A 26,814-nucleotide genomic window follows, 5' to 3' on the forward strand; every position below is an offset into this window, starting at 1 on the left:
CGCGCCGCCGCGCAGCCCGCTGCGGTTGCACAGAGGCCGACCTTGACCCGTTCCCCCGACCCTTCCCACGGCACGTCCGAGGTCCTGCCGGTCATCATGGCCGGCGGCAGCGGCACGCGCCTGTGGCCGCTGAGCCGGGCGCTGTACCCCAAGCAATTTCTCGCGTTCGGCTCCGACCGAACGCTGTTCCAGCAGGCGGTGCTGCGCCTCGAGGCGCTCGGCGCGAGCGGCGTCGCCTTGCGGCCGCCCTGCATCATCGGCAACGAGGAGCACCGCTTCATGGTGCTCGATCAGCTGCGCGAGATCGGCGTCGAGCCGGGCGGCGTGCTGCTCGAGCCGGTCGGTCGCAACACGGCGCCGGCGCTCACACTCGCCGCGCTGTTCGCCGGCGAGGAAGACCCGATCCTCGTCGTCGCCGCCGCCGACCACGCGGTCGGCGACCTGGCTGCATTCGACGCCGCCCTGCAGCGTGCCGTCGCAGCCGCGAGCGACGGCAGCATCGTCGTTCTGGGCATCCGCCCGACGCGGCCGGAGATCGGCTACGGCTACATCCGCACGCAGCCCGGCGGCGCGATCGCAAGAGACGGCTCGCTCGATGTCGCCGGGTTCGTCGAAAAGCCCGACCTCGCGACGGCGAAGCGCTACGTCGCCGAGGGCGACTACTTCTGGAACAGCGGCATGTTCGTGCTGCGCGCGAGCACCTGGCTCGCCGCGCTCGCCGAGTTCCGCCCCGACATCGAGCAGGCGACGCGCGCCGCCTGGGCCGCACGCAAGAGCGATCATCCCTTCTGCCGCCCCGACCGCGCCATGTTCGAGGCGATCCCGTCCGAGAGCATCGACTACGCGGTGATGGAGCCGGCCGCCGCGCCGGCGTCGCACCGCACGCTGAAGATGGTCGAGCTCGATGCCGCCTGGAGCGACCTCGGGTCGTGGGACGCCGTGTGGGCGCTCGCGCCGCGCGACGCGGACGGCAACGCACTGCACGGCGACGCGCTGATCGAGGATTCGCGCAACGTCTACGTGCACGCCAGCAGCCGCCTCGTCAGCGCGGTCGGGCTCGAGAACCTGGTGATCGTCGAGACGCCGGACGCGGTACTGGTCACCGACCTCGCGCGCAGCCAGCAGGTCAAGAAGATCGTCGCGACGCTCGGCCAGCGCGAGCGCGGCGAGGCCAACCTGCACCGGCGCGTGCACCGCCCCTGGGGCTGGTACGACAGCATCGATCACGGCCCGCGCTTCCAGGTCAAGCGCATCATGGTCAAGCCGGGTGCCGCGATCAGCCTGCAGATGCACCACCACCGTGCCGAACACTGGATCGTGGTCTCGGGCATCGCCGAGGTCACCAACGGCGACCAGGTGATCACGCTGCACGAGAACGAGAGCACCTACATCCCGATCGGCCGCACGCACCGGCTCGCCAACCGCGGCGACGTGCCGCTCGAGATCATCGAGGTGCAGTCGGGCGCCTACCTCGGCGAGGACGACATCGTTCGCTTCGAGGACGTGTACGGGCGCGTCGAGCGCTGATCTTCCCGCCGGCAGCGCGCGGGACCGCGACGGCGCCGAGTCTCGGTGCAGCCCCGGGGAGCGGGTACGTGGCGGCGTGCTGGCACCCGGCGCGGCGTTCCCAAACGGTGCCGTGCCGACCCGACACGGTGCATCGGCGGCGGCCGGGCGGTTACATTGCTGACGGTCGCCACGCGCGCGTCGCGCGGGCCGGCCTTTCCGTCGCATGCACACGTCGATCCTTCCACGCCTCCGCGCGCGTGCGCCCGCGGCGCGGCGCGGCGCCGCTGCCCGCACATGACGCAGCTCGTCGTCAGCTTCCTGGTGTCGCTGTGCGTCACCCTGTTCGTCGTGTTCTCGGCCGACAAGCACGGCCGCGTCTCGGCCGACAGCGATCTCACCGGCCCGCAGAAATTCCACACCCGGCCGGTGCCGCGGATCGGCGGGGTCGGCGTCTTCCTCGCGCTGCTTGCCGGCACCGTCCTGGCGCACGTCAGCGGCCACGTCGCGCGCGACCAGCTCTGGCTGCTGCTCGCGGCGTCGCTGCCGGCGTTCGGGTCGGGCCTCGCGGAAGACCTGACCAAGAACGTGTCGGCGCGCCGGCGTCTCTTCTTCACGGCGATGTCCGCCGGGCTGGGTGTCTGGCTGCTCGACGGCGTGCTGCGCCGCACCGCCATCCCCGGCGTCGACGCGCTGATGGTCTACACGCCGTTCGCGATCGCGCTCACGATGCTGTGCGTCACCGGCGTCGCCAACTCGATCAACATCATCGACGGCTTCAACGGCCTCGCGTCGATGTGCGTGCTGATGATGGTGCTCGGCATCGCCTACGTGGCGTTCCAGGTGCACGACCGCTTCGTGTTCAGCGCGGCGCTGCTCGCGGCCGGCGCGGTGCTGGGCTTCTTCATCTGGAACTACCCCGCCGGGCTGATCTTCCTCGGTGACGGCGGCGCCTACCTGCTGGGCTTCATGGTGTCGGAGCTGGTGGTGCTGCTGCTCGCACGCAACCCGGCGGTCTCCCCGCTCTTCGCGCTGTTGCTGTGCGCCTATCCGATCTTCGAGACGCTGTTCACCATGTACCGGCGCCGCGTGCTGAAAGGCGTCCCGACCGGGCTGCCCGACGGCATCCACCTGCACACGCTGATCCACCGTCGCGTGGTGCGCGCCGCCTTCGGCCGCACCGAGGAAAAGCGCCAGACGGCGCGCAACTCGATGACGTCGCCCTACCTGTGGCTGCTCTGCCTGGCGTCGGTGATCCCGGCGCTCCTGTGGTGGAACGACACGGCGGTGCTGACCTGCTTTCTCGCCCTGTTCATCGTCAGCTACCTGCTGATGTACTGGAGCATCGTGCGGTTCCGGGTGCCGAGGTGGCTGGTCATCCGGCGCTAGCGTCGCGCCGAAGCTTCCCGCTACGCCGCGGCCCGCGCCTCAACCCTGGTATTCCGGCACCAGCTCGCGCAGCCTCGCGCGCACCGACTCGGGCGACGCGCTCGCGTCGAGGCCCTCCAGCCAGTCCAGCAGCGCATTCATCCAGCGGTCGTCGGCATGGTCGCGCAGGCGCGCGATGCGCAGGCTCGGATGCGCCGCCGGCAGGGTGCGATCGGCCGCGCCGAGCAGTTCCTCGTACAGCTTCTCGCCCGGCCGCGGGCCGCTGAACACGATCTCGATCTCGCGCTCGCCGTAGCCCGCGAGGCGGATCAGCTGGCGCGCGAGGTCGACGATGCGGATCGGCTCGCCCATGTCGAGCACGTAGACCTGTCCGCTCTCGGCGAGCGCCGCCGCCTGCAGGACGAGCCGCGCGGCCTCGGGAATGGTCATGAAGTAGCGCGTCATCGCCGGGTGCGTCACCGTGACCGGGCCGCCGGCGGCGATCTGCTCCTTGAACTTCGGGATCACGCTGCCGCTCGATCCGAGCACGTTGCCGAAGCGCACCGCCGAGAAGCGCGTGGCGTGGCCCTCCGTCGCCAGGTACGAGAGCGCCATCTCGGCGGCCCGCTTGCTGGCGCCCATCACGCTGGTCGGATTGACCGCCTTGTCGGTCGAGATCAGCACGAAGCGCTCGACGCCTGCCTCGGCGGCGGCGCGCGCCGCGCGCACGGTGCCCAGCGTGTTGTTGGTGAGCGCGGCCCAGGCGTTGTCGTCCTCCATCAGCGGGACGTGCTTGTAGGCCGCCGCGTGCAGCACCAGCTGGGGTCGATGGCGCTGAAAGGTGCTGCGCAGCTGCTCACCGCTGCGCACGTCGCCGATCAGGCGCACCAGCGGCAGCTCGGGGTGACGCGCGCCGAGCGACTGCTCGATCTGGTAGAGCGCGAACTCGCTGGCCTCGAAGAGCACCAGCTGCGCGGGGCCGTAGCGCGCGACCTGGCGGCACAGCTCGGATCCGATCGAGCCGCCGGCGCCGGTCACCAGCACCGTCTTGCCGGCGATGATGCCGGCGATCCCCGGCTCGTCGAGCTCGACCGGCTCGCGGCCGAGCACGTCCTCGGGCTCGATGCGGCGCACCCGCTCGATCGGCGCGCGCTCGTCGTGCAGCTCGCTCATGGAAGGCACCGTCAGCACCGCGAGGCCGGTCGCCGACGCGAGCTCGATGGCGCGCCGGCGGGCGGTCAGCGCGACGCCCGGCATCGCGACGATCACGTGCGTGGCATGGCCGCGGATCGCCTCCGAGGCCACGTCGGCGAGCGTGCCCCGCACCGACACGCCGGCGACGCGCGCGCCGCGCTTGGCCGGGTCGTCGTCGAGCAGCGCGAGCACGTCCCAGCCCTCGTCGTGCAGGCCCGCGAGCAGCAGGCGCGCCGCCGCGCCGGCACCCATCACGACCGCCCGCTTCGCATCGCCGGCCTTGCCGCGGCTCTGCGCGCGCGCGTGCTCGTAGAGCGCGCGATAGACCAGGCGCACGATGCACAGGCTCATCAGCGTGACGACGGGGTGCAGCGCGAGCACCGCGCGCGGCACCGCGCGCAGCTCGAGCCCCATCACCACCGCCGCGCTCAGTGCGCCCGCCACCAGGCACGCGAGGCTGAGCCGCTTGACCTCGGCGAAGCCAGAGAAGCGCCACATGCCGAGCGGGATGCGCGACGCCACGAAGGCGATCGAATAGACGAGCGCGACGCCGAGCATCACCCAGGCGTCGTAGCCGGGCCGCGCCGACCACCAGCGCTCGAAGCCGAGCCGGAACAGGTACGTGAAATTCCAGGCGAAGCAGACCACGAGCGCGTCGACCGCGACGATCAGCGGCACGCGGTGCACGCGCAGGCGCGCCAGCCCGGCGTCGACGCGGCTCCAGAACCCGGTGCTGCTCATCGTCGGTCAGCGGAACAGCAGACGCAGCGTGCGACCGAGCACGTGCAGGTCGGTGACCAGCGTCGCATGGTCGACGTAGTCGACCGCGAGGCGCAGCTTCGCCGGCAGCACGACGTCGGCGTACTCGCGCTCGGGATCGGCCGCGCGCGCGAGCTGCTCGCTCTCGTCGCTGAACTGCAGCGACGCCGGGTCGGTGATGCCGGGGCGCACGCTCAGCACCTTGGCGCGCAGGGCGTCGGGGTAGGTCGCGACCCAGCGCGGCAGCTCCGGGCGCGGGCCGACGAGGCTCATGTCACCGAGCAGCACGTCGATCAGCTGCGGCAGCTCGTCGAGCTTGCTGCGGCGCAGGAACGCGCCGGCGCGCGTGATGCGCGGGTCGGCGCCCACCGTGATGCCGGCCGGCGCACCCCGCGGCGGCGGTGCCTCGCGCATGGTGCGGAACTTGTGGATGCGGAACACGCGGCCGTGGCGCCCGACGCGCGCCTGCCGGAACAGCGCCGGCCCGGGCGAATCGAGCCGCACCCACAGGGCGATGCCGACGAGCAGCGGCGCCAGCAGCAGCAGGCCGACGGCCGCCGCGACGACGTCGAGCGCCCGCTTGGCGGCGCGCGCGCCGAGCGGCTGCGTCACGCGAGAGCGGCGCGCAGCGCCGCGACCACACGCTCGACGTCGGCATCCCGCATCGCCGTGTAGATCGGCAGGCTCAGCATCCGCTCGTAGGCGTGCTGCGAATGCGGGAAGTCGCGCGCGTCGAGGCCGTAGCGATCGCGCCAGTACGGCTGCTGGTGCAGCGGGATGTAGTGCACGCTGCAGCCGATGCCGGCGGCGTAGAGGCGTTCGACGAGCCCATCGCGGTCGAGCGGCGCCTCGTCCGTCAGCCGCACCGGGTAGAGGTGCCAGGCATGGGTGTCGCCATCGGCCGGGCCTGGCGGCACCACGAGCGGCAGGTCGGCGAGCGCCGCCGTGTAGCGAGCGGCGATCGCGGCGCGCCGCTGCTGGAACGCGTGCGCGCGCCTGAGCTGATGGATGCCGAGCGCCGCCGCGATGTCGGTGAGGTTGTACTTGAAGCCCGGCGCGACGATCTCGTAGTACCAGCTCGGCCGCGTCGCCGTGAAGCGATCGAACGCGTCGCGGCTCATGCCGTGCAGGCGCATCGTCTTCATCCGCCTGGCGAGCGCGGCATCGCGCGTCACGACCATGCCGCCCTCGCCGGTGGTGATGGTCTTGTTGGCGTAGAAGCTGAACACCGTCGCCGCGCTGTCGAGCGTGCCGACGAGGCGCCCGCCGCACGTCGTCGGCAGCGCGTGGGCGGCGTCCTCTACGATCGCGAGGCCGTGGCGCCCGGCGATCGCCTGCAGCGGCGCCATGTCGGCGGCGCGCCCGCCGTAGTGCACCGGCAGGATCGCGCGCGTCGCGGGGCCGACGGCACGCTCGACCGCCGCCGGGTCGATGCAGAGCGTCGCCGGATCGATGTCGACCAGCTTCACGTCGGCGCCGAGGTAGCGCACCACCTCGGCGGTCGCGGTGAAGGTGTGCGTCGTCGTGATCACGTCGTCACCCGGGCCGATGCCGAGCGCCTCGAGCGCGAGGTGCAGGCCGGCGGTCGCCGAATTGACCGCGATCGCGTGCAGCGCTTTGTCACCCAGGAATGCGGCGAAATCGGCTTCGAAGCGCTGCGCCTTGGCGCCGGTGGTGATCCAGCCCGAGCGCAGCGTGTCGACCACTTCGACGATCTCGTCCTCGCCGATCTCGGGGCGGGCAAACGGCAGGAAGTCGGGGCGGGCAGCGCTCATGGCGAGGGAAGCGGCGGCTTGGCAATCCACGCGACGACGTGGGTGCGCAGGAACGGCAGCGCGTTCAGCCAAGTGTAGAGGGCCGGATGCAGGCGACAGACGCGGCGCGCGATCGGCGGCGCGAGGGTCGTCCGCCGCGCGCCGACGCGGCCGTGCGGAAAAAGCGCGCGCACGCGCGTGAGCGGAACACCACGCACGTCAGGGTTGCGCGGGTTGTCGACGGTGAAGTCGTACCAGAGGACCGCCCCGCCCGGCTTCACCGCCGCCCAGATCGCGGCGGCGAGGCGCTGCTGGAACGCGTCGTCGAGCAGTGACGAGAACACCGTGCTGACGTAGACGACGTCGGACGCGCCGAGCGGTGCGGTCGTGGCGTCGCCGAGCGTGAGCCGCACCGCTTCGGGCAGGCGGGCGCGCGCCGTCGCGTGGCGCTCGGCAAGCAGTTCGACGCCGGCGAGGTTCTCGGCCGCGAAGCCGAGCCACAGCATCTCGAGCAGGTTGCCACCACCGCCGCTGCCGACCTCGAGCAGCGTGACCCGCGCGACGTCGTCGATGCCGGCCGTGCGGAACGCGCGCTGCAGCGCGCGCTGGCGCTCCTGCGAGGCGAGCAGCGCGGCCGGCTCGAGCAGGCTGTAGCGGCGGTCGGCGGCATGACGACGCGCGTAGCGCGCGCGGACCTCGGCGGCCTCGTCGGGTTCGGGCGCCGTGCTCATCGGGTCAGGCTGCCGAAGCCCGCTCGCGGCGATCGGCGCCGCGTCACGTCCCACCACCCGACCAGCGAGCCGGCGCCGTAGGCGAGGTGATAGACGACGATCACGGCCGGCACCCGCAGCAGCACGGGCGCATGGACGCGCTGGCTGCGCGCGACACCGGCGGTCATCGCGAGCACCGCGGCGGCGTAGGCGAGCAGCAGCGCCAGCAGCGGCCACGCGGCCCCCAGCAGCAGCGCGAGCACGCCGGCGCCGAGTGCCGCGACGAACAGGGCCGGCACCAGGTGGCGCAGCGCCGCCGGCTGGCCGTGCTTTCGCATCACGAACGGCTTCCAGTAGCCGTACTGCAGGTACTGGCGCGCGACCTGGCCGAGCCGCGCCCGCGGCCGGTACACGCTGCGGATCGCTCTCGACTGCCAGACGCGGCCGCCGCCCTTGACGACTCGCAGGTTGTGCTCGTCGTCCTGGTTGCGCACCAGCTGCTCGTCGAAGCCGCCGAAGCGCTCGAACGTCTTGCGCGGCCACGCGCCGAGGTAGACCGTGTCGACCGGCCCCTCGTAGTCGAGCCGGCGCGAACGCGCGCCACCCGCGACTGCCGGCGATTGGAACGCCGCCGCGACCGCGTGCTGCAACGGCCCCGCGCCGGCGTCGGGCTCGGCGCGCCAGGGTCCGCCGACGTTGTCGGCCCGGCTGCGCTCGAGCGCGGCGATGCACTGCGCGACGTAGTCGGGCGCGTATTCGCTGTGGATGTCCATCCGCACGATCACGTCGCCGCTCGCCGCGGCGAGCATGCGGTTGAGCCCGGCCGAGACGATGCGGCCCGGGTTGTCGATCCAGCGCAGGCGCGCGTCGGCGGCGGCGAGCCGCGCGAGCTCGTCGCGCGTGCCGTCGTCGCTCTGCCCGTCGGCGACCACGAGTTCGAGACGCCAGCCCGGCGGCACCTGCTGGGCGAGCGCGCTCGCGACGAACGCGCCGATGTGGCGGCGCTCGTTGCGGCACGGCGCGATCACCGACACCGTGCGGAGTCCGCTCGCGGCATCGATGCCCTCAGCCGCCATCGCGTGCTCCCCGGGCCGCCACCTCGCGCACCAGCTCGGCCCAGCGGCGCCCCTGCGCCGCCTCGTCGAAATGCGCATGGCTGCGCGCGATGGCCGCGTGCGCCATCGAGGCGCGCAGCGCCGGGTCGCGCAGCAGCCGGATCACCGCGGCGCCGAGCGCGCGCGTGTCGCCGGGTGCGACCACGATCCCGGTTTCCGGCGCGACGATCTCACGGGGGCCGGTCGGGCAGTCGAACGCGACCGCCGGTACGCCGAGCGCCTGTGCCTCGAGCAGCGCGAGCGGCATCCCCTCGTAGCGCGAGGGCAGCACGAACACGGCGGCGGCACGCAGCTCGGCAGCGACGTCGTCGCTGTGCGCGACCCACTCGACGCTCGCGCCGATGCCGAGCCGATCGGCGAGCGCGTGCAGCTCGCGTTCGAGCGGGCCGCTACCGACGATGCGCAGCGTCGCATCCTGGATAGCCGCAGCGACGTCGACCCACGCGTGCAGCAGCAGGTCGAGCCCCTTCTGCGCGACGTGACGTCCGATCGCCAGCACGAGCGGCGCCGTCGGCAGCGCCGGCGCGTCGGCGCGCAGCGTCGACACGTTGGGGATCACGCGCACGTGGCGGTTGAGCGTGCGAAAGCGCGCGGCATCGGCCTCGGTCAGGCTCACGACCGCGCCGACGCGCGGGTAGAGCCGGCGCCGCAACGCGCGCCACGGCCGCGAGCGGGCGTCGAAATGGTTGTGGTCGCAGCAGATCGCGCGCGGCGCAACGCGCGGGCTGAGCGCGAGCACCGACAGCGCGGTCACGAGGCCGTTCAGGACGACCACGTCCGGCCGCTCGCGGCGGATCAGGCGGCCAAGCGCCCGGCCGATCCGCCATTGCCGGCGCAGGATGCCCCAGGCACCGAGCGCCGGCTCGGCGACGCCGGCGGGCAGGCGCGGCAGGCGGCGCGCCACGACCACCGGCACGCCGGCGCCCACCGGGAACGCGAGCCGCTCGCGCGTCGTGTCGACGCTGCCGAGCGCGACCGCCAGGCCTTCGCCGTGGAGCGCGTCCGCCAGGCGCGACACGAAGCGCTCGACGCCGCCGGCGACGTCCAGCCGATCGGCGATCAGCAGCACGCGCGGCGCCGCGCCGGCCGCCCGACTCATGCGCGGCGCCCCTCCCGCAGCAGCGCCAGCACGTCGACCCGCTCGAAGTCCGGCGCCGGCAGGTCGAAGCCGGCCGAGCGCAGCGCACGCAGGTGCTCGCGCCCCGCGCGCAGCGGGTCGAGCAGGCCGGCGGCGGCCAGGCCGGCGACGACGCGGCGACGCAGCGACGGTCGGATTGCCGCAGCCTCTGCGGGATCGACGGACGCCGGAGCGGTCCACACCTGCTCGGCGTAGTCGGACTGCTGCGGGGCTGGAAGGTCGGCGACGTCGGCGAGCTTGCGCGCGACCACCAGGAGATAGAGCTCGTGGCCGTTGCGCAGGGTGACGCGGCGCTTCAGCACGCGCGGGTCGGCGACGCGCCACCAGTGCCGCGGCTCGGCCTTGGTCGCGACGAACATCGCACGGAGTTCGAAGCCGCGCTCGGGCCGGTAGAGGCTGAAGAACAGCTCGGGCGAGAACTGGTAGAAGCCGTGCCCGAGCAGGTTGTTCGCCGGCAAGGCGTGCAGCAGGTGACCGCCGACCTTGCACGCCGCGACGCAGTTGCGCCACGCGGTCGGGAAGTCGAACACGTGCTCGAGGCAGCCGAAGTCGAGCACGGCGTCGTACGCGCCGAGCGGCGCCGAGCCCGCCGCGAGCGGCCGGTTCATGTCGTGCACGAAGGTCGCGTTCTCGTACGGCGAGGCGTCGATCGAGTCGACCTGCGAGGCACCGAATGCCGCCGCCAGCAGCGGCTCGAAATACGCAGGCAAGGCGCCGGCGGGCGCGCCGAGGGTCGGCAGGCCGGCGGCGCCCCGGATCCGCGCCGCGTCGTGCGGATCGACGAACACCGCCTGGCGGCCGATGCCGAGCGTGCGGTCGAAGCGCGCGCCGAGGTCGCGCGCATGCGCGAGCAGGGCCAGCGAATGGACGTCGACGCCCATCAGCGAGGATCGCCGCCGCGCACGCGCAGCGTGACGGCGATGCCGGCGACCGAGAGCAGCGCGACCAGGACCTCGGCGCCCAGCGCGACGCTCGCCAGCCCGGGCGCGCGCGATGCGCCCGACCAGCGCGCGGCGGCGAGGACGCCGACCACCGCGCCGGCGACCATCGCGACGCGATAGGCGGCGTCGAAGCGGCCGCTGCCCAGCATCCAGTAGCCGATGAACTTCCAGCCGAGCAGCAGCGGCCAGAGCCACGCGAGGACCGTGAAGGTCGCGGCGAGCAGCGCCGGGTCGAACCCCGCGAGGCGCCGCGACGCGATCGGCTCGAGCCACGGCCAGAGCGCGTGCGCGAGCAGCATCAACACCACCCCGGTCGCGGCGCCGAGCACGGCCCAGCGCAGCGCGAGGCGGAGCGCCGCGCGCGCGCCGGTCTGGAACAGCACCACGATGTGCGGGTAGACGACGCCGAAGATCGGCTCGGCGGCCGCGAGGAAGACGCGCACGATGCGGTCGACCATCACGTAGACGCCGAGCTCGGCGCGCGCGAGCTGCGCCGACGCGGCTGCAGGCAGCGCGAACGAGTACGCGGCACCGGCGATCGCCACCGGCAGCATGCGCGCGCCGAGGCGCAGGCCCGGCAGCACCGCCGGCGCGGACCACAGGCGGTGCGCCTCGGCGGCGCCGGCGAGGTCGCGGCGCAGCCAGCGCCAGCCGGCCCACGCCAGGCATGCCGAGGCGGCGAGCTGCAGCAGCACGAACGCCGCCACGCTGGTCGCGAATGCCCAGCACGCGCCGAGCAGCAGGCCGTAGACGACGAGCTCGACGCGCGCCCAGCGGCCGAGCTGCTGCGTCGCCTGCAGGTACCAGGTCGCCGGCGCGCCGAGGGCGCAGGCGAGCCCGGCGATCGCCGCACCGTCGGCCCACGGGTGCGTCGCCTGCGGGGCGATCCAGTGCACCGCGGCGAACGCGAGCAGCGTCGCCGGCAGCGCCAGAACGCAGCGTGCGCTGAACACCTGGCGCGCGAGGCGCCAGCGCTCGGCGGCGTCGGCGTGCACCGCGACGCGCGTCGCCGCGGCCAGGAAGCCGCCTTCGACGAGCGTCGACAGCAGCCCTGACCAGACCAGGATGAAGCCGAGCCGCCCGAACGCCTCGGCGCCGATACGCGACGCGAGCAACGGCAGCACCAGGAGCGGCAGCGCGGCGCGAGTGGCCGCCGCCGCGTACATCGGCGGCAGGGTGCGGCTCAGACGCGACGGTGGGTGCGAGGTCATGCGCGGCTCGAGGGGCTCGGGCGACGCCGCGGAGCGCAGCGCCGAAGTGGTGCGCAGCGGGGCGACGGGGCGAAGGCTGCGCTGCCCGCGAGCGCCCGGACCGGGCTCCCTGCAGGGGCGGCGCGATTGTCGCAGCGCGCGCCGGTGCGACGGCGCGCGCTGCGGGCGCAGTCGCCGTGGGCCGTTCCGCGCGGCGGGAGCCGGCGGCTCGTCATGCCGCGAGCCCGTAGGCGGCGCGCAGCGGCATCGCCGCGGTCGCCGCCGCCGCAGTCGCGGCCTGCGCGCCGGCGAACGCCGCGAGCACCGCCGCCGGGTCGGCGGCAAGTCGCGCCAGGCACGCCTCGACCGCCGCCGCGCTGCGATCGGCGAGCAGCATCGATTCGAGGCCGTTCCGGCGCATGAAGTCGCCGAGGTCGCCGACGTCGCTGCACATGAACAGGCAGCCGTGGTGCAGCAGCGTGTAGAGCGCGCCGGACTGCGACGCTTCGCGGTAGGGCAGCACGAAAACGACCGGGCGGGCGAGCAGCGCAAGCAGCTCGGCGCCGTCGAGAAAGCGATCGACGACGGTGACGCCGAGCCCGGCGAGTTCGGTGCGCAGCGGTGCCAGTGCCGCGTCCCACGCGCCGACCACCTCGAGGCCGAGGCTGCTGGCTCGCAACGTGCGCGAGCGCGCGAGGTCGGCGAACAGGTCGACGCCCTTGTACGGCTTGACGGTGCTCCAGAACACCAGCGCCTCGGGCGCGCGCCAGCGCACGTACGGCACGCGCGGCAGACCGGGAGCGAGCGGCAGGAGGTCGTGCGGCAGCACCACCGACTTGGCGCGGAAGCGCTCGCCGTAGCGCGCAATGAAGTCGTTGCGCGAGAACGTGCTGACGAACACCAGCCGAGCCGCGAGCCGCGCCAGCCACGCGGTCGGCCGATGGCGCTGTCCGGCGAAGCCGTGCGGCACCGGGTTGTGCACCGTGAGGACGAAGCGTCGCCCGAGCGCTCCGCAGAACGGCAGTTCGACCGGCCAGAGCACGCTGAACTGCAGATTGACCGCGCCGTAGCGACGGCGCGCGCGCCACACGCCGAGCCAGAGGCGCGCGTACTCGACGCCGCCGCGCAGGCGCGACGCCGTGGTCCCCGAGACCCTGCGGCTCGTCACCCGGGCACCCGGCAGTGCTGCGATCGCGTCGAGGAACTCGGCGTTGTAGGCGGTGCGCGAGCCGTGGAAGTCGACGCCGACGCCCTGCCCCGCCAGCGCCGTCGCGACCCGGTGGTCGTATGGCAGCACGAACGAGCCGCCGTCGATCAGGGCGACGCGCGGCTGCGTCCCGGCTGGCGGCGCGGCGGGCTCGCGATCGGCACCCGCGGGTGGCGTCGCCGCATCGCTTCCGGCCGGCGTCGTCGCGTCGCGCCGAGTCAATGCGCGAACCAGTAGCGCCGGTCGAGCCGGTACGTCGGCTCGATGCCGCGCGCGCCGATGTCGACGGCGGGGTTGCCGCCGACGATGCGCCCGGGCGCGACGCTCCGGGTCACCACCGCGCCGGCGAGCACCACCGCGCCGGCGCCGACGTGCACCCCCGGCATCAGCATCGCGCCGGCGAACAGCACGGCATGGTCATCGATGCGGACCGGCCTCGCCTTGGCGGCGAAGTCGGCGTCGCGGATGTCATGGCCCATCGTGTAGATGCGCGCGTCGTGCGCGATCGAGACATGCCGCCCGATCGTGAGTCCGCCGCGGTTGTCGAGGTAGACCCCGCGATTGACGAGCGTGCCGTCGCCGATTTCGAGGCGGCCGACGTGGAAGAAGCGCACCCCGCCCTGCAGCGTCGCCGAACGCGCGATGCGGAAGCCGCACGCCCGGTAGAGCAGCGGCCGCAGCGCGAACGGCAGCACCCGGTGCAGCGCGTTGATCGCCGCGAGGCCGATGAAGTAGGCCTGCGAGCGCAGACGTGACGAGCCGGACGACATGGGGGCCAAGGTGGCGCGGATTGTGGCATCGGCACCGGGCCGCCCGGCCGCGCCGGACCCCGCCCCTAGAATGCCCGGCCGCCCGCGAGTGCCCATGTCCCAGAACCCTGCCCCTCCCCTCGTCGACGAGAACGCGCTGATCGCCGAGCGCCGCGCCAAGCTGGCGGCGCTGCGCAGCGCCGGTCCGGCGTTCCCCAACGACTTCAAGCCGCGCGACCGCGCCGCCGCCCTGGCGAGCCGGTACGGCGTCATGGACAACGAGACGCTCGAGCCGCTCGGCGTCGCCGTGTCGATCGCAGGCCGGCTGATGCTCAAGCGCATCATGGGCAAGGCGAGCTTCGGCACCCTGCAGGACGCGACCGGCCGGATCCAGCTCTACGCGGCGCGCGACGCGCTCGGCGAGGAGGCGTACGACCGCTTCAAGCATCTCGACCTCGGCGACATCGTGGGCGCGGAAGGCACCCTCTTCAAGACGCGCACCGGCGAGCTTTCGGTGCGCCTGTCGTCGCTGAAGCTCCTCACCAAGAGCCTGCGCCCGCTGCCGGACAAGTTCCACGGCCTTGCCGACGCCGAGCAGAAGTACCGCCAGCGCTACGTCGACCTGATCACCGACGGCGACGCTCGCGCGCGCTTCATGGCGCGCAGCCGCCTGCTGGCGTCGATCAGGGGCTTCATGGTCGACAACGGCTTCATGGAAGTCGAGACGCCGATGCTGCACCCCATTCCCGGGGGCGCCAACGCCAGGCCGTTCGTCACGCATCACAACGCGCTCGACCAGCAGATGTTCCTGCGCATCGCGCCCGAGCTCTACCTGAAGCGCCTGATCGTCGGCGGCTTCGAGCGCGTGTTCGAGATCAACCGCAGCTTCCGCAACGAGGGGGTGTCGGTCCGCCACAACCCCGAGTTCACGATGATGGAGTTCTATGCGGCGTACTGGAACCACCACGACCTGATGGACTTCACCGAGGCGGTGCTGCGCCACGCCGCGGTCGAGGCGGTCGGGTCGGCGACCCTCACCTACGCCGGGCGCGAGGTCGACCTCGCGCCCGCATTCGCGCGCATGACCGTTCGCGAGGCGCTCGTCAGGCACGCCGGCCTCTCCGACGCCGAAGCCGGCGACGCGGCGGTGCTGCGCGAGCGCCTGCAGGGCGCGGGCGAACCGGCGCCGGCGCACTGGAGCCTCGCCGAGCTGCAGTTCGGCCTGTTCGAGGCGGTGGTCGAGGGCGAGCTCTGGCAGCCGACGTTCATCGTCGACTACCCGGTCGAGGTGTCGCCGCTCGCCCGCGCGTCGGACGCCGATCCGTCGATCACCGAGCGCTTCGAGCTCTTCATCACCGGCCGCGAGATGGCCAACGGCTTCTCGGAGCTCAACGACGCCGAGGACCAGGCGGCGCGCTTTCGCGCCCAGGCCGCCAACAAGGAAGCCGGCGACGAGGAGGCGATGTACTACGACGCCGACTTCGTGCGCGCGCTCGAGGTCGGCATGCCGCCGACCGGCGGCTGCGGCATCGGCATCGACCGGCTGGTGATGCTGCTCACCGACTCCCCGAGCATCCGCGACGTGATCCTGTTTCCGTCGCTGCGCCACGAGGGCTGACGCACTCCTGCCGCGCTCGCGCGCGGCAGCGCACTGTCGGCGTCGTCCGACAGCAGGAATCGGCACCCGGCAGCCGCGCCCGTGGGCGCGCTGCCGCACCATCGCGGGATGCCCAACCACAAGCCGCTCGTCTGGCTGCCGGCCTGCCACCGCAACCTCGATCTCTCGGATCCGGGCGGCTACACCGTGCTCGCCGATCGATACGCTGCCGCGGTGTGCCAGCTCGGCCTGCAGCCGGTGCTCTACCCGATGGCGGGGGCCGCCGACGTGCCCGACCTGCTGCCGCTGGTCGATGGCGTGCTGTTGACCGGATCGCCGTCCAACGTCGAGGCGACCCATTTCGGCGCATCGGCGCTCGAGACCGACATGCTCGACCCGCGCCGTGACCGCCTGACGATGGCGCTGGTGCGCGAGGCAATCGCCGCCGGCACGCCGCTGTTCGGCGTCTGCCGGGGGCTGCAGGAGATGAACGTGGCGCTCGGCGGCAGCCTCTACCAGCAGCTGCACACCGAGGCCGGGCTGCTGGACCACCGCGAGCCGGAAGACGTCGACCTCGACGTGCAGTTCGCCGAACGCCACGAGGTGATCCTCGAACCCGACAGCGCGTTCGCCGAATGGGCCGGCGGCACCCGCGCGCTCGTCAACTCGCTGCACGGTCAGGGCATCAAGCGGCTCGGCGACGGGCTGGTCGCCGAGGCGCGCGCGCCCGACGGGCTGGTGGAGGGGGTGCGCGTGGCGAGTGCGAAGGCGTTCGGATACGGCGTGCAGTGGCACCCCGAATGGCACCACGAGCGCATTCCGTTCTACCAGCGCACGCTGGGCGCGTTCGCCGACGCGTGCCGCGAGCATTGCCGCGAGCGCAACGGCGGCTGCCGATGAGCCGCGCCGAGCCGCCTGCGCCCGAGCGCGTGCCGTGCGTGTGGGTCGTCGCGAGCCATCGCCAGCTCACCAACGAACACGGCCACTGCCAGCCCTACACGCTGGTCGACGAGGGCGGCACTCGCGCGGTGCTGAGCCTCGGCATGCAGCCGGTCAGCTTCCCGCACGTGCCGCCGGGGCGGCTCGGACTCATGCTCGACGGCGTCGACGCGGTCTTCCTCGGCGGCTCGGCGACCAACGTCCACCCGCGGCACTTCGGCGAGGAGCCCGCCGACCCGTCGATGACGTACGACGACACCCGCGAGGCGGTGTCCCTGCCGCTGGTGCGCCTGTGCATCGAGCGCGGCATTCCGCTGCTCGGCGTCTGCCGCGGTTCGCACGAGATCAACGTCGCGATGGGTGGCAGCATGCACCAGAGCCTGCAGGCCCTCGCCGGTTCGCTGGTGCACTGGGAGAACCCGGAGGAGTCGCTCGACGAGCAGTACGCCGAGCGCCACCACGTCAACCTGGTCGCGGGCGGCGAGCTCGAGCGCCTGACCGGCTGCCAGCGCTTCGCGGTGAGCTCGCTGCACTCGCAAGGCGTCAAGCGGCTGGGCGGCGGGCTCGTCGTCGAGGCGAACGCCGACGACGGTCTGATCGAGGCGTTCCGCTGGCACGACCGTCGACAGTTCGCGTGGGGCTTCCAGTTCCACCCCGAGTGGCGCTCGGAGCAGCACCCGTACTACACGAAGGTCATGGCGGCGTTCGTCGACGCCTGCTGGGCCCGGATGCGCAAAGAGGGGCCGCGCGCCGCGGGTGCGAAGCAGCCGCCGGATCGGCTGCTGGCCTCAGCCTAGGTAGCACCGGCCGGGGTGTCGGCGGAACGAACTTCCGCCGTGAGGACAACCGCGCGCTGCAGCGCGCCGTCAAGGCACCGGCCGGACGTCAGGCGGCGTCGAGCGCCGGCGTGCCGGCACGCGACTCGGCGCCGTTCCATGCGCCCGACACCGGCATGCGGATCAGCTGACGCATCGGCGGCCGCGGCCGCTGCTCGTGACGGGCGACCGGCGCGGGCTGGCCGGTGCGTTGCGCGGCCTGCTTCGGGCCGCAGACCGCCTCGTGGTACACACGATGCGCGCAGTCGTGGCAGGCGCCACACGCGGTCGCGACGCGCAGTTCGTCCTGCAGTTCGTCGAAGCTGGCGCAGCCTTCATCGACGGCGCGGGCGATGTCGTGATGCGAGACGTCGTGGCAGAGACATACGATCATGGGGCCAGTGTAATGCGAATCGTTCGCATTCGACAAAGTCCCTGCGGCGCGTTGGCCGACACGCCCGGGCAGCCCGCGTGACGTCCGTCACGCCGCCGCCGGCCACGCTCATTCCTCGTACAGCTGCGACTGCAGGTAGTTCTGCTCGCCCACCTTGGCGGCGACCTCGAGCTGGGTCTCGAGATAGTCGATGTGCTCCTCGGTGTCCTCGAGGATCTTCTCGAGCAGGTCGCGCGAGACGTAGTCGCGCGCGCGCTCGGCTTCGGCGATGGCCTCCTTGAGCGTGACCTGGGCGCCCTGCTCCGACTGCAGGTCGCAGCCGAGCGCCTCGAGCAAGGTCTCGCCGATCAGCAGCTTGCCGAGGTCCTGCAGATTCGGCAGCGCGCCGATCGTGAACAGGCGCTCCATGAGCGCATCGGCGTGCTTCATCTCGCCGATCGACTCCTCGTACTCCTTCTTCGCGGCGCGCTCGAAGCCCCAGTGCCTGAACATCCGGTAGTGCACGAAGTACTGGTTGATCGCGGTCAACTCGTTCTTCAGCTGGGCCTGGAGGAGACGGATGACCTGGGGATCGCCTTGCATGGATGTCCTTTCGCGAGCTCGGGGCGCCGGGGTCGACGCGAGCCGGCATTGTGCGTCGGCGCCACGGCAGCTCGCCCGCCGCGACCGGCCGTCGCCGCGGCTTACGCGTACGGCAGCGTGAACAGGAAGCGGCTGCCCTTGCCCGGCGTGCTCTCGACACGGATCTGCCCGCCGTGAGCCACCACGATGCCGCGCGAGATGTAGAGCCCGAGGCCGAAGCCCCGCGAGCCGCCATTGCCCGGCGCCTGCCAGTAGCGATCGAACAGGTGCGGCAGCTGTTCCGGGTCGATGCCGGGGCCCTGGTCCTCGACCCAGATCTCGCAGTCGCCGGGACGCGCGGTTGCGCCGATGGTCACCTGCCCCCCGTCGGGCGAAAACTTGATCGCGTTGCCGACCAGGTTCGAGAGCACCTGGAACATCCGCTCCGGGTCGGCCATCACCTCGACCTCGGGCAGCAACGCCGAAACCAGGGCGATCTGGCGCACGCCCGCGACCGGCTGCAGCAACGAGCACACGTCCTCCAGCATGGTCGTGACCGGCTGGCGCGTCGGCGTCACCTGGTAGCGGCCCGCCTCGATCTTGGCGAGGTCGAGCAGGTCGACGAGCAGCTTCGACATGCGGTCGGCGGCGCGCTGGATCACGTCGGAACTGGCGCGCATCCGCTTCGAGCGCTCGGTGCCGTCCTCGTCGAGCAGGCGCTGGATCAGGAACGACTGCATCGTCACCACCGAAAGCGGCGTGCGCAGGTCGTGCGACACCACCGCGACGAGTTCGTCGCGTACCCGCACCGCCTCCTGCTCGCGGCGGAACTTGGCGGCGAGGTCGATCTCGATCGCCGAGCGGCGCAGGTCGGCCGCGGCGCGCATCTCGGCGGCGCTCCAGCGCAGCGCGTGGCCGCGCAGCGTCTGCTGCCAGAGCGCGAACGAGCGACGCGGATGCAGGCGCGGCACGCCATCCGGCGACGCCGCCTCGACGATCTTCGTCGGGTCGCCGCCCCAGCTGACGGTCTGCACCACTTCCGGACGGAACCACATCGCACAGCGCAGATCGGGCGTCGGCAGTGCGATGACGAGCAGCCCGCTCGGGTAGCCGTCGCCGCCGCCCGGCACCTCGTGGCTCCGGAACACGCCGTCAGTGGCTTGCGAAGCCGCCCATTCCGCCAGCCGCCGCACCTCGGCGTCGGCCGGCACCATGCCGCACCCGCGGACCTCGCGGTCGACCACCACGGCCGCGCCCTCGGCGTGCATCACGTCGAGCAGTGCGTCCGGCTCGGCGAGCAGGCCCCCGAAGACGTCGGCGTCGGTCTTGCGCATCGCTGCCACCAGGCGGTTCATCGTGCCGGCGTGGCCAGCTTCGGCGCGCTGCATCTCGATCGCCTCCAGCGCGGCGAGCTGCAACGAGACGAGCCGGCCGACCGACTCGCAGGCCTGGCGAAGGCGCGGCGTGAGACCGAGCGGCGTACGGTGGATCGCGTTGACCAGGCCCCAGAGCCGGCCGTCGACGATCAGCGAGACGCTCATCGATGCCTGCACGCCCATGTTGGCCATGTACTCGAGGTGCACCGGCGAGACGCTGCGCAGCGAGCAGTCGGTGAGATCGATCGGCCGGCCGGTGTCGGCGCGCAGCGGCGGCACCAGCGGCACTGGCGTGTAGCGCGCGTCGGGGATTGCGCGAAACCACTGCCGCAGGTAGAGCTCGCGCGCCTGGCGTGGAATGTCCGACTCGGGATAGTGCAGCCCGAGGTAGGGTTCGAGCTCGTCGGCCTTGGCCTCGGCGATCACCGAGCCGTGGCCGTCGGCGTCGAAGCGGTAGACCATGACGCGGTCGAACGCGGTCAGCTCGCGCACCAGGCGCACGGTTTCGGCGACCAGCGGCCCGAGCGACTCCGATCCGGCGAGGCGCCGCAAACCCCGCTCGACCGCGCGGGCGATCGCCGGCGAATCGTCCTCGGCGTCGGGCTCGACCTCGAGAAGCCCGAGTCCGTCGGTCACGTGCAGCACGGCAACGAGGTTGCGCCCGTCGCCGCGCCAGCGGAACGCCTCGCGTTCGGCGGCCGGCAGCGGCAACGCGTCGCCCAGCCACTGGCCGACCGCTGCCGGCACGCAGTCGTGCACCGTACGACCGAGTGCGCCGGCACCGGCGAGCGGCAGGAACTCGGCGCAATTGGCGCTCAGGTTCGAGATGCGCAGCGTGGCCGGATCGAATGCGATCAGGCAGCCGTGCGGCTGGACCGCGCCGGGGATGTGGATCGGCTCGGTCGCGCAGTGGTCGAGGTCAACGGGTGGGTTCATTCAGCGTAAGTCGAAAGATGCCGAGCAGCGCGTCGAAGGTGTCGCGGGCACCGGCGCCGGCGCGTTGCCGCGCCTCCGCGGCAGGCCCGACCTCGATTTCGAGGCGCTCGCAGAAGGCGCGCCAGCGCGCGCCGGTTTCGATGCCCCAGCCGGCGAAGTAGGCGGCGCCGGTCGCCGGCGTGATGCCGAGCTCGCGGCCGACGCGCCGCGCGATCACCTGCCCGCCGAGCGCCGAGCCTTCGAGCACGTAGAGCGAGCCCCAGGCGGCGTCGGCGCTGTCGATGTGCAGCCTCGGCAGCGCCATGGGCTCGCGCGGCGCGGCGTTGCCGAGGGCGGCCATGTCGCGTTGCAGGAACGCCCGCCGCGAGCGAGCGGCGAGCCAGCCGGCGAGCCCCGGCAGCGCGGCGGCGATCAGCGGTTCCCAGCCGCGCACGAAGCGATCGAAACCGGCGACCACGCGGGCGTAGTGGTCGCGGTCGAAATCGGCATCGAGCCGGAGCAGGCGCTCGATGGCTGCGTGGCGCTCGGCGGTGGCGGCACGCAGCGCCGCAATGACCGATGTCGATGCAGCACACGGCACCGCGGCAGAAGCAGGCAGATTCACTGCCGGCAGTCTATGCGAGCTCGGGCGGCGGCCGGCGCGCCCGCCCGCGGACGGCGTTACTTGGGGCGCGGTCGCGGCAGGCTGTGCGTCTGCACCTCGAGCTCGCCGCGGCGCAGCGCGGCGGTGACGCGGGCCACCGCCCGCGCCACGTTGCGGCACTCCTCCTGAACGGCGCCGTCCTGGTCGAGGCTCTCGTGGCTGGTCGCGTACGGCTCGTAGTAGCCGATGAAGCGGTCGAGCCGCGCCTGATCGCCGGCCGAGATCAGGCCCATCCAGTCGAGCCAGTCGGAGAGCGCCCGCCGCGATCCCTCGATCCCGGCGACGTCGCCGTGGACCACCAGCCCATAGACCCGGTGCGCGAGGTGCTTGGGATAGTCCCAGCCGGCAAGCTCGAGTGCCTTGGCCTCGTCGGGCTTCTTGCCGTGCGTCGACGTCGGGTCGGGGTTGCCGCCATCGGCGCAGACCAGGCGGTCGATCATCAGCTTGAGTGCACTCGACGTGCTGTACCAGTGCGTCGGCGTGACGATCACGATCGCGTGCGCGGCGGTCCAGCGCTCGTAGATCTCGTTCATCCAGTCGTTGGTCTGGTCGAGCGAGTGGTTCGGATAGCAGCTGCACGGCCAGTGGCACAGCGGCATCGCGGTCGAGACGCACGCCTTGCAGGGATGGATCCGGCGCCGGTACTCCGACGTGAGCAGGCTGAGGTCGAGGAAATCGACCTCCACGCCCTCGGCGGCGAGAACATCCCTCGCCAGCCGGGCGAGGCGGAACGTCTTCGACATCTCGCCCGGGCAGGTGCCGTCGTTGCGCGGCGAGCCGCAGATCACGAGCGCGCGCGTCGCGCTGCGCGGATCGGCCCAGACCTCGCGCGCCCGATCGATGCGCGCGCGGGCCTCGATCCACTCGACCGACAGGTCGTAGTCGGGGTCGGCATAGCCCGGACCGGCCTTGCGCGTGAGCGGCGCCTTGCGGCCGTCCGCGTAGGCCTCCCAGGCGATCTGCTCGAGGCGGCCGATCGCCTCGGCTTCGCCGCCGAACGCCGGGTCCTCGAACGACGCGCGAAAGCGCCGCCCGAATTCGTCACGCGCCAGCTGTCCGGGTGCCTGCCCCTTGCGCACGCTCGTCATGCGTCGTCCCTGTTCGAGGTGGTGGAGATCCGGTCCTGCTCGCCGGCCCGGTTCGCACGCGAGTGTCGCCCAGGCCTTCCTGCGACGCGGGGCGGCCTCGTCAGCGCCGCCGGGCGCCACGAACACGGCGCTCGGCGAGGTCGAAGACGGCCTGCACCAGCAGCGCCAGCGCCGCCGCCGGCAGCGCGCCGGCGAGCATGACGCGGCTGTCGTTGACCGCGAGGCCCGCGACGATGCGCTCGCCGAAGCCGCCGGCGCCGATGAACGCCGCCATCGTCGCGGTGCCGACGTTGATCACCGCCGCGGTCTTCACGCCGGCGAGCAGCGTCGGCGCGGCAAGCGGCAGCTGCACGTGGAGCAGCGCCTGGCGCGGCGTGAGGCCGAGCGACGCCGCCGCCTGCGCCATGCCCGCGGAGACGCCCTGCAGGCCCGTGTGCGTGTTGCGCACGATCGGCAGCAGCGCGTAGAGGAACAGCGCGACCAGCGCCGGAACGACGCCGATGCGGTCCAGCCAGGCGATCAGGAAGGCGAGCAGCGCGAGCGACGGGATCGTCTGCAGCACCGCGACCGCGCCGAGCAGCGCCGGCTCGGCGCGCGGCCAGCGCCACGCCGCGACGCCGAGCGGCACGCCGACCGCGACGCCGAGGGCGAGCGAGCCGAACACGAGCAGCAGGTGCTCGCCGGCGAGCCGCGCGAAGTCGGGCGCGAAAACACGCGCGACGAGGTCCGGTGCGCCCCGGGGCGACGGCGCGTCGCTGCGCGCGGAGGCGCGCACCGGCGGCGTTCCCGCTGCGGAATCGCCCGCCGTCGGGGCGCCCGCAGCGCCCCGCCCCGCGAACCCGCCGGCGAGGAACGTCGCCGCCGTCTCGGCGAAGCTGCGCCGGTCGAGCTCGACCGCCGCGTTCATCGCGATCATGGTGCGGGTGTCGATCGCGCCGGCGAGGCGCGCGAGCGGCGCCGCATCGACACCGGCACGCATCAGCACCACCGCGTCGTACGCCGGGAAGAACCCGCGGTCGTCGGCGAGCACGGTGAGGCCGAGGCGCCCGAGCTTGGCGTCCGTCGAATAGACGTCGATCACGTCGACGCGCCCGGCGAGCAGCGCGTCGTAGGCGAGGCCATGGTCGAGCCCGAGCGGCGCGGCGCGCGCGCCGTACGCACGGGCGAGCGCCGGCCAGCCGTCGGCGCGCTCGAGGAACTCGTGCGAGAGGCCGAGCGCGAGCTTGGGAGCGCCGGCCCGGAAAAGGTCCGAGATGCGGGTGATGCCGAGCGCACGCGCCTTCGCCGCGGTCATCGCGAGCGCATAGGTGTTGCCGAAGCCGAGCGGCACGCCCGCCCTGAGCCCGCGCGCCGCGAGCCAGCGGTTCAGCTCGTCGAGCGTCGGGTTGCCGTCGCGCCTCAGCAGCTCGCGCACGATGGTCCCCGTGTACTCGGGGTAAAGGTCGACCGCGCCGCTGGCGAGCGCCTGCTCGAGGATGCCGGTGTTGCCGAGCCCGGCCTTGTGGACCGCCGGACGGCCGGCGGCGATCAGCGTCTGCGTGAGGATCTCGCCGAGCACGTACGACTCGGTGAAGCGCTTCGAGCCGACGACCAGCGGCTTCTGGTCGGCGGCACGCGCCGGGCCGGCCAGCAGCGCCCAGCCGAGCGCCAGCGCGAGCCACCCGAGCCAGACGCGCGGCATCGGCGTCAGGACCCGCGCGCCAGCTGCGCGGCGTGCAGCGCGCGAACGGTGTCGATGGTGTCGGCCTCGTCGGCACGCTTGTCGGGCCGGTACCCCTTGACCCGCGCGAAGCGCAGCGCGAGCCCGCCGGGGTACTGCGGGCTCTCCTGGAGGTCGTTGAACGCGATCTCGACGACGAGCTCCGGCCGCACATGGACCACGTGCCCGCTGCGGCCGCTCTCGCGCGCCAGCAGCTCGTGGGTCTGCCACTCGATCAGCGCGTCGGTCATGCCCTTGAAGGTCTTGCCGAGCATGACCCAGCCGCCGGCCGGGTCGCGCGCGCCCAGGTGCAGGTTGGAGAGCCAACCGCGGCGCCTGCCGTTGCCCCATTCGGCCGCGAGCACCACCAGGTCGAGCGTGTGCGCGCGCTTGACCTTGAGCCAGCCGGCGCCGCGGCTGCCGGCCCCGTAGCGGCCGTCGAGCGCCTTCACCATCACGCCCTCGTGACCGCGCGCCAGCGCGTCGGCGTAGAAGTCCTCCGCCGCGCCGACGTCGGCGGTCACGAGACGCGGCACCACCAGTGGCGGCGGCACGGCGGCGGCGAGGGCGTCGAAGCGCTCGCGCGCCGGCCGGTCGATCAGCGAGACGTCGCCCGCGTGCAGACAGTCGAAGAAGAACACCGCGAGCGGCAGCTCGGCGCGCATCCGGGCGACGTCGAGCTTGCGGCCGAAACGGCGCATCGTCACCTGGAAGGGCTGCGGCGCGCCGCCGGCGGCGAGCGCGACCGCCTCGCCGTCGAGGATCAGCTCGTCGGCGGGCAGCGCCTGCAGCGCCTCGACGATCTCCGGCACCGACTCGCTGACGTCGTTGAGGTTGCGCGTGTAGACGCGGACCTCGCTGCCGGTCTTGTGGGCCTGGACGCGGGCGCCGTCGACCTTCCACTCGACCGCGGCGGTACCCAGGCGCTCCAGTGCGTCGGCGACGCCGTCGGCCGGCTGCGCGAGCATCGGCTGGATCGGGCGATGCAGCGCGACCGCGAAGCGCGCGAGCCCGGCCGCGCCTTCGGCGATGGCGACGCGGCCGGCCTCGGCGACGCTGCCGGTCACCATCGCGGCGCGCCGCACGTCGGCGAGCGGAACCCCGCTGGCCGCGGCGATCGCGTCGAGCATCACGCCCTCGAGGGCGCCCTGGCGCAGCTCGCCCACGAGCAGGCGCACCAGGAAGTCCTGCTCCGACGCGGTCGCGCGCTCGAAGAGGCCGCGCAGCAGCGAGCTGCGCTCGGCCGCCGAGCCTTTGCCGGCGGTCGATGCGTAGCGCTCGAACGCGGCGTCGACCTCGACCAGGGTCAGCGTCGGCTCGGCCGCATGGGCCGCCCGCAAGGCGGCGAGCGTCGCATAGCCGACGCCGATGCGGCCCTGCCGCGTCTCGCCGGCCAGCCAGGCGACCGCGATCCCGACCTCGGCGGGCTCGGCCTCGCGCAGCAGCCCGGCGATGGCGTCGCGCTTGGCGATGCGGCTGCGCGTCGCGGCGGCCCGCGCCGACGCCTCGATCAGGGTTGCGAGCAGGGTCGTCACGGGTGCATTGTGGGTCGGCCCGGCCGCGCAACCTGCCACGCGTGTACACCGCAGGCGCCGGGAGAGCCGCCGGAGGGGCATCGGGCGGCTCCTAGAATCCGCTCCCCGTTCACCTCGCCCCGCCATGTTCAAGAACGCGCTCGTCTACCGCATCGACGCCTGGGACGCCCCCACGCACGAATACCTCGAGGAACGCATGGACCGCGCGCGCTTCCTGGAATGCACGCCGACGCAGCCGCTCTCGACGGGCTGGGTGCCGCCGCGCGCCGACAGGCACGCCGCCCTGCTCGAGAGCGTCGGCGGGCAGCTGATCCTCAAGCTCTGCACCGAGACCAAGGCGGTGCCGGGCGCGGTGATCAAGGAGCAGCTCGACGCCCGCCTGGCGCAGATCGAGTCCGAGACCGGACGCCGGCCCAAGGGCAAGAACGCGATCCGCGAACTCAAGGAGCAGATCGTCCACGAGCTGCTGCCGCGCGCGTTCCCGAAGCGCTCGACCACGCTGGTCTGGATCGACCGCGAGAACGCGCTGGTGGTGATCGGTGCATCGAGCCTCAAGAAGGCCGACGCCGTGGTCACGCAGCTCCTGGACGCGTTCGACACCCTGCGCCTCAGCCCCCTGCAGACCGCGCTCGCGCCGGCGACCGCGATGTCGGCGTGGCTGAGCGAGAAGGAAGCACCGCCCCGCTTCAGCGTCGACCGCGACTGCGAGCTCAAGCAGCCCGACAGCGAGAAGGCGGTGGTGCGCTACGCCCGTCACACGCTCGACATCGACGAGGTCGGCGGGCACATCCGCGAAGGCAAGCTGCCGACGCAGCTGGCGATGACGTGGAACAGCCGGGTTTCGTTCGTGCTCACCGACGCCCTGACGCTGAAGAAGATCAGCCTGCTCGACGTGGTGGTGGAGAAGAGCAGCCTCAAGGACGGCGGCGACGACGGCTTCGACGCCGACGTCGCGATCACCACCGGCGAGCTGCAGCACATGCTGCCCGACCTCATCGACGCGCTCGGCGGGCCGGTGATGCAGGAAGCCGCGGCCGACGCCACGAGCACCGCGGAGCTGCCGCCGCTGGAGCGTTTGGCGGCCTGAGGCCGCAGACGCGGGCGACGCTGCGCGGCGGCGCTCAGCGCGCGAGCACGCTCCGGCGCCGCGTCTGCAGGAAGCGCTCGATCTCGGCGTCGCCCCAGCCGCGCACCGTGCGCACGCCGGCGTAGAACACTTCGGCGACCGAGACGCCGCGGTTGCGCTCGTCGGCGTAGATGCGGTTGGCCGCTGCGGCAAGCTGCTCCGGGGCGACGCCGTCGACCTCGCCCTGGATCGCCTCGACGTTGCGCTGCACCACCTCCGCGGCGATCTCGCCGCGCGCCGGGTCGGCCATGCCGCGCGTCTGCCGCAGCGTGCCGGCGACCGCGAACGCCGCGTAGGTGTTGCCGTCGAGGAAGCCGGTCGCATAGGCGACCTGCTGGGCCGGCTCGAGGCCCAGCCACCAGGTGCCGTCGCGCTGCGTCGGGTTGGCGAGCGCGCCGAGCGCGACCAGGTTCAGGGCGATGCCGGCGCCGAGCGCACGCAGCACGCGCGGCACTCGTGGCACGCGCGGCATCG

24 protein-coding genes are annotated in these 26,814 nt (G+C 73.0%); 6 read left to right on the plus strand and 18 right to left on the minus strand.

Annotation, left to right across the window (positions count from 1 at the left end):
- Positions 1 to 96 precede the first annotated feature (96 nt).
- Entirely contained in the window at positions 97 to 1,527 is a 1,431-nt protein-coding gene (locus HQN59_RS14535; RefSeq protein ID WP_176069924.1) for a mannose-1-phosphate guanylyltransferase/mannose-6-phosphate isomerase, read from the plus strand.
- Between the two features lie 276 nt (positions 1,528 to 1,803).
- Positions 1,804 to 2,895: an MraY family glycosyltransferase gene (locus HQN59_RS14540; RefSeq protein ID WP_176069822.1), complete on the plus strand. Its 1,092-nt coding sequence runs from the start codon at positions 1,804 to 1,806 to the stop codon at positions 2,893 to 2,895.
- A 39-nt stretch (positions 2,896 to 2,934) separates the two neighbouring features.
- Here the strand turns inward: HQN59_RS14540 and HQN59_RS14545 are convergent, their stop codons facing one another.
- From HQN59_RS14545 to HQN59_RS14590, 10 genes are all read right to left on the minus strand, one after another.
- Positions 2,935 to 4,809 carry a polysaccharide biosynthesis protein gene (locus HQN59_RS14545; protein WP_176069823.1) on the minus strand — a complete coding sequence of 625 codons (1,875 nt, stop codon included), beginning with the start codon at positions 4,807 to 4,809 and terminating at the stop codon, positions 2,935 to 2,937.
- Positions 4,810 to 4,815: 6 nt separating this feature from the next.
- Complete coding sequence (locus HQN59_RS14550) at positions 4,816 to 5,439, minus strand: sugar transferase (RefSeq protein ID WP_176069824.1); 624 nt, start codon at positions 5,437 to 5,439, stop codon at positions 4,816 to 4,818.
- Positions 5,436 to 6,602, minus strand: coding sequence for a DegT/DnrJ/EryC1/StrS family aminotransferase (locus tag HQN59_RS14555; RefSeq protein ID WP_176069825.1), 1,167 nt, complete (start codon positions 6,600 to 6,602; stop codon positions 5,436 to 5,438). The genes HQN59_RS14550 and HQN59_RS14555 overlap by 4 nt, the downstream gene beginning before the upstream one ends.
- On the minus strand, positions 6,599 to 7,312 hold the full coding sequence (locus HQN59_RS14560) for a class I SAM-dependent methyltransferase (protein ID WP_176069826.1): 714 nt from the start codon (positions 7,310 to 7,312) through the stop codon (positions 6,599 to 6,601). Before HQN59_RS14560 ends, HQN59_RS14555 begins: the two co-directional genes overlap by 4 nt.
- Entirely contained in the window at positions 7,309 to 8,367 is a 1,059-nt protein-coding gene (locus HQN59_RS14565) for a glycosyltransferase family 2 protein (protein WP_176069827.1), read from the minus strand. The genes HQN59_RS14560 and HQN59_RS14565 overlap by 4 nt, the downstream gene beginning before the upstream one ends.
- Positions 8,357 to 9,505, minus strand: coding sequence for a glycosyltransferase (locus HQN59_RS14570; RefSeq protein ID WP_176069828.1), 1,149 nt, complete (start codon positions 9,503 to 9,505; stop codon positions 8,357 to 8,359). Before HQN59_RS14570 ends, HQN59_RS14565 begins: the two co-directional genes overlap by 11 nt.
- Positions 9,502 to 10,425 (minus strand): class I SAM-dependent methyltransferase, encoded by a 924-nt coding sequence (locus tag HQN59_RS14575; protein ID WP_176069829.1) that lies wholly within the window; start codon positions 10,423 to 10,425, stop codon positions 9,502 to 9,504. Before HQN59_RS14575 ends, HQN59_RS14570 begins: the two co-directional genes overlap by 4 nt.
- Positions 10,425 to 11,696: an oligosaccharide flippase family protein gene (locus tag HQN59_RS14580; RefSeq protein WP_176069830.1), complete on the minus strand. Its 1,272-nt coding sequence runs from the start codon at positions 11,694 to 11,696 to the stop codon at positions 10,425 to 10,427. Before HQN59_RS14580 ends, HQN59_RS14575 begins: the two co-directional genes overlap by 1 nt.
- 211 nt (positions 11,697 to 11,907) lie before the next feature.
- Positions 11,908 to 13,104: a glycosyltransferase gene (locus tag HQN59_RS14585; protein ID WP_176069831.1), complete on the minus strand. Its 1,197-nt coding sequence runs from the start codon at positions 13,102 to 13,104 to the stop codon at positions 11,908 to 11,910.
- Entirely contained in the window at positions 13,101 to 13,661 is a 561-nt protein-coding gene (locus HQN59_RS14590) for an acyltransferase (protein ID WP_176069832.1), read from the minus strand. Before HQN59_RS14590 ends, HQN59_RS14585 begins: the two co-directional genes overlap by 4 nt.
- 61 nt (positions 13,662 to 13,722) lie before the next feature.
- Here HQN59_RS14590 and lysS point away from each other — a divergent pair, with 61 nt between their 5' ends.
- From lysS to HQN59_RS14605, 3 genes are all read left to right on the plus strand, one after another.
- On the plus strand, positions 13,723 to 15,249 hold the full coding sequence (gene lysS, locus HQN59_RS14595; protein ID WP_425342729.1) for a lysine--tRNA ligase: 1,527 nt from the start codon (positions 13,723 to 13,725) through the stop codon (positions 15,247 to 15,249).
- A gap of 108 nt (positions 15,250 to 15,357) precedes the next feature.
- The gene (locus HQN59_RS14600; RefSeq protein ID WP_176069834.1) at positions 15,358 to 16,128 is read left to right on the plus strand and encodes a gamma-glutamyl-gamma-aminobutyrate hydrolase family protein; all 771 of its coding nucleotides are present in this window, start codon (positions 15,358 to 15,360) and stop codon (positions 16,126 to 16,128) included.
- On the plus strand, positions 16,125 to 16,964 hold the full coding sequence (locus HQN59_RS14605; RefSeq protein ID WP_176069835.1) for a gamma-glutamyl-gamma-aminobutyrate hydrolase family protein: 840 nt from the start codon (positions 16,125 to 16,127) through the stop codon (positions 16,962 to 16,964). Before HQN59_RS14600 ends, HQN59_RS14605 begins: the two co-directional genes overlap by 4 nt.
- 88 nt (positions 16,965 to 17,052) lie before the next feature.
- Here the strand turns inward: HQN59_RS14605 and HQN59_RS14610 are convergent, their stop codons facing one another.
- From HQN59_RS14610 to HQN59_RS14640, 7 genes are all read right to left on the minus strand, one after another.
- Positions 17,053 to 17,376 (minus strand): (2Fe-2S)-binding protein, encoded by a 324-nt coding sequence (locus tag HQN59_RS14610; RefSeq protein WP_176069836.1) that lies wholly within the window; start codon positions 17,374 to 17,376, stop codon positions 17,053 to 17,055.
- A gap of 108 nt (positions 17,377 to 17,484) precedes the next feature.
- Positions 17,485 to 17,958 carry a bacterioferritin gene (gene bfr / locus HQN59_RS14615; protein ID WP_176069837.1) on the minus strand — a complete coding sequence of 158 codons (474 nt, stop codon included), beginning with the start codon at positions 17,956 to 17,958 and terminating at the stop codon, positions 17,485 to 17,487.
- Positions 17,959 to 18,059: 101 nt separating this feature from the next.
- Positions 18,060 to 20,249, minus strand: a complete 2,190-nt coding sequence (locus HQN59_RS14620) for an ATP-binding protein (RefSeq protein WP_176069838.1) — start codon at positions 20,247 to 20,249, stop codon at positions 18,060 to 18,062.
- Positions 20,233 to 20,853 (minus strand): biliverdin-producing heme oxygenase, encoded by a 621-nt coding sequence (locus HQN59_RS14625; protein ID WP_176069839.1) that lies wholly within the window; start codon positions 20,851 to 20,853, stop codon positions 20,233 to 20,235. The genes HQN59_RS14620 and HQN59_RS14625 overlap by 17 nt, the downstream gene beginning before the upstream one ends.
- A 56-nt stretch (positions 20,854 to 20,909) precedes the next feature.
- Complete coding sequence (locus HQN59_RS14630) at positions 20,910 to 21,980, minus strand: flavodoxin family protein (RefSeq protein WP_176069840.1); 1,071 nt, start codon at positions 21,978 to 21,980, stop codon at positions 20,910 to 20,912.
- A 100-nt stretch (positions 21,981 to 22,080) separates the two neighbouring features.
- Complete coding sequence (locus tag HQN59_RS14635) at positions 22,081 to 23,661, minus strand: glycine betaine ABC transporter substrate-binding protein (RefSeq protein ID WP_176069841.1); 1,581 nt, start codon at positions 23,659 to 23,661, stop codon at positions 22,081 to 22,083.
- 5 nt (positions 23,662 to 23,666) lie between these two features.
- Positions 23,667 to 25,214 carry an ATP-dependent DNA ligase gene (locus HQN59_RS14640; protein ID WP_217704135.1) on the minus strand — a complete coding sequence of 516 codons (1,548 nt, stop codon included), beginning with the start codon at positions 25,212 to 25,214 and terminating at the stop codon, positions 23,667 to 23,669.
- A gap of 124 nt (positions 25,215 to 25,338) precedes the next feature.
- Here HQN59_RS14640 and HQN59_RS14645 point away from each other — a divergent pair, with 124 nt between their 5' ends.
- On the plus strand, positions 25,339 to 26,301 hold the full coding sequence (locus HQN59_RS14645; RefSeq protein ID WP_176069843.1) for a recombination-associated protein RdgC: 963 nt from the start codon (positions 25,339 to 25,341) through the stop codon (positions 26,299 to 26,301).
- Between the two features lie 34 nt (positions 26,302 to 26,335).
- On the opposite strand, the gene HQN59_RS14650 is transcribed toward HQN59_RS14645, so the two are convergent.
- A complete protein-coding gene (locus tag HQN59_RS14650) occupies positions 26,336 to 26,803 on the minus strand; it encodes a hypothetical protein (RefSeq protein WP_176069844.1) in 468 nt (155 codons plus the stop codon).
- Positions 26,804 to 26,814: the final 11 nt, after the last annotated feature.

Origin of the sequence: Rhizobacter koreensis (assembly GCF_013366375.1) — a bacterium.
Lineage (GTDB): Bacteria > Pseudomonadota > Gammaproteobacteria > Burkholderiales > Burkholderiaceae_C > Schlegelella_A > Schlegelella_A koreensis.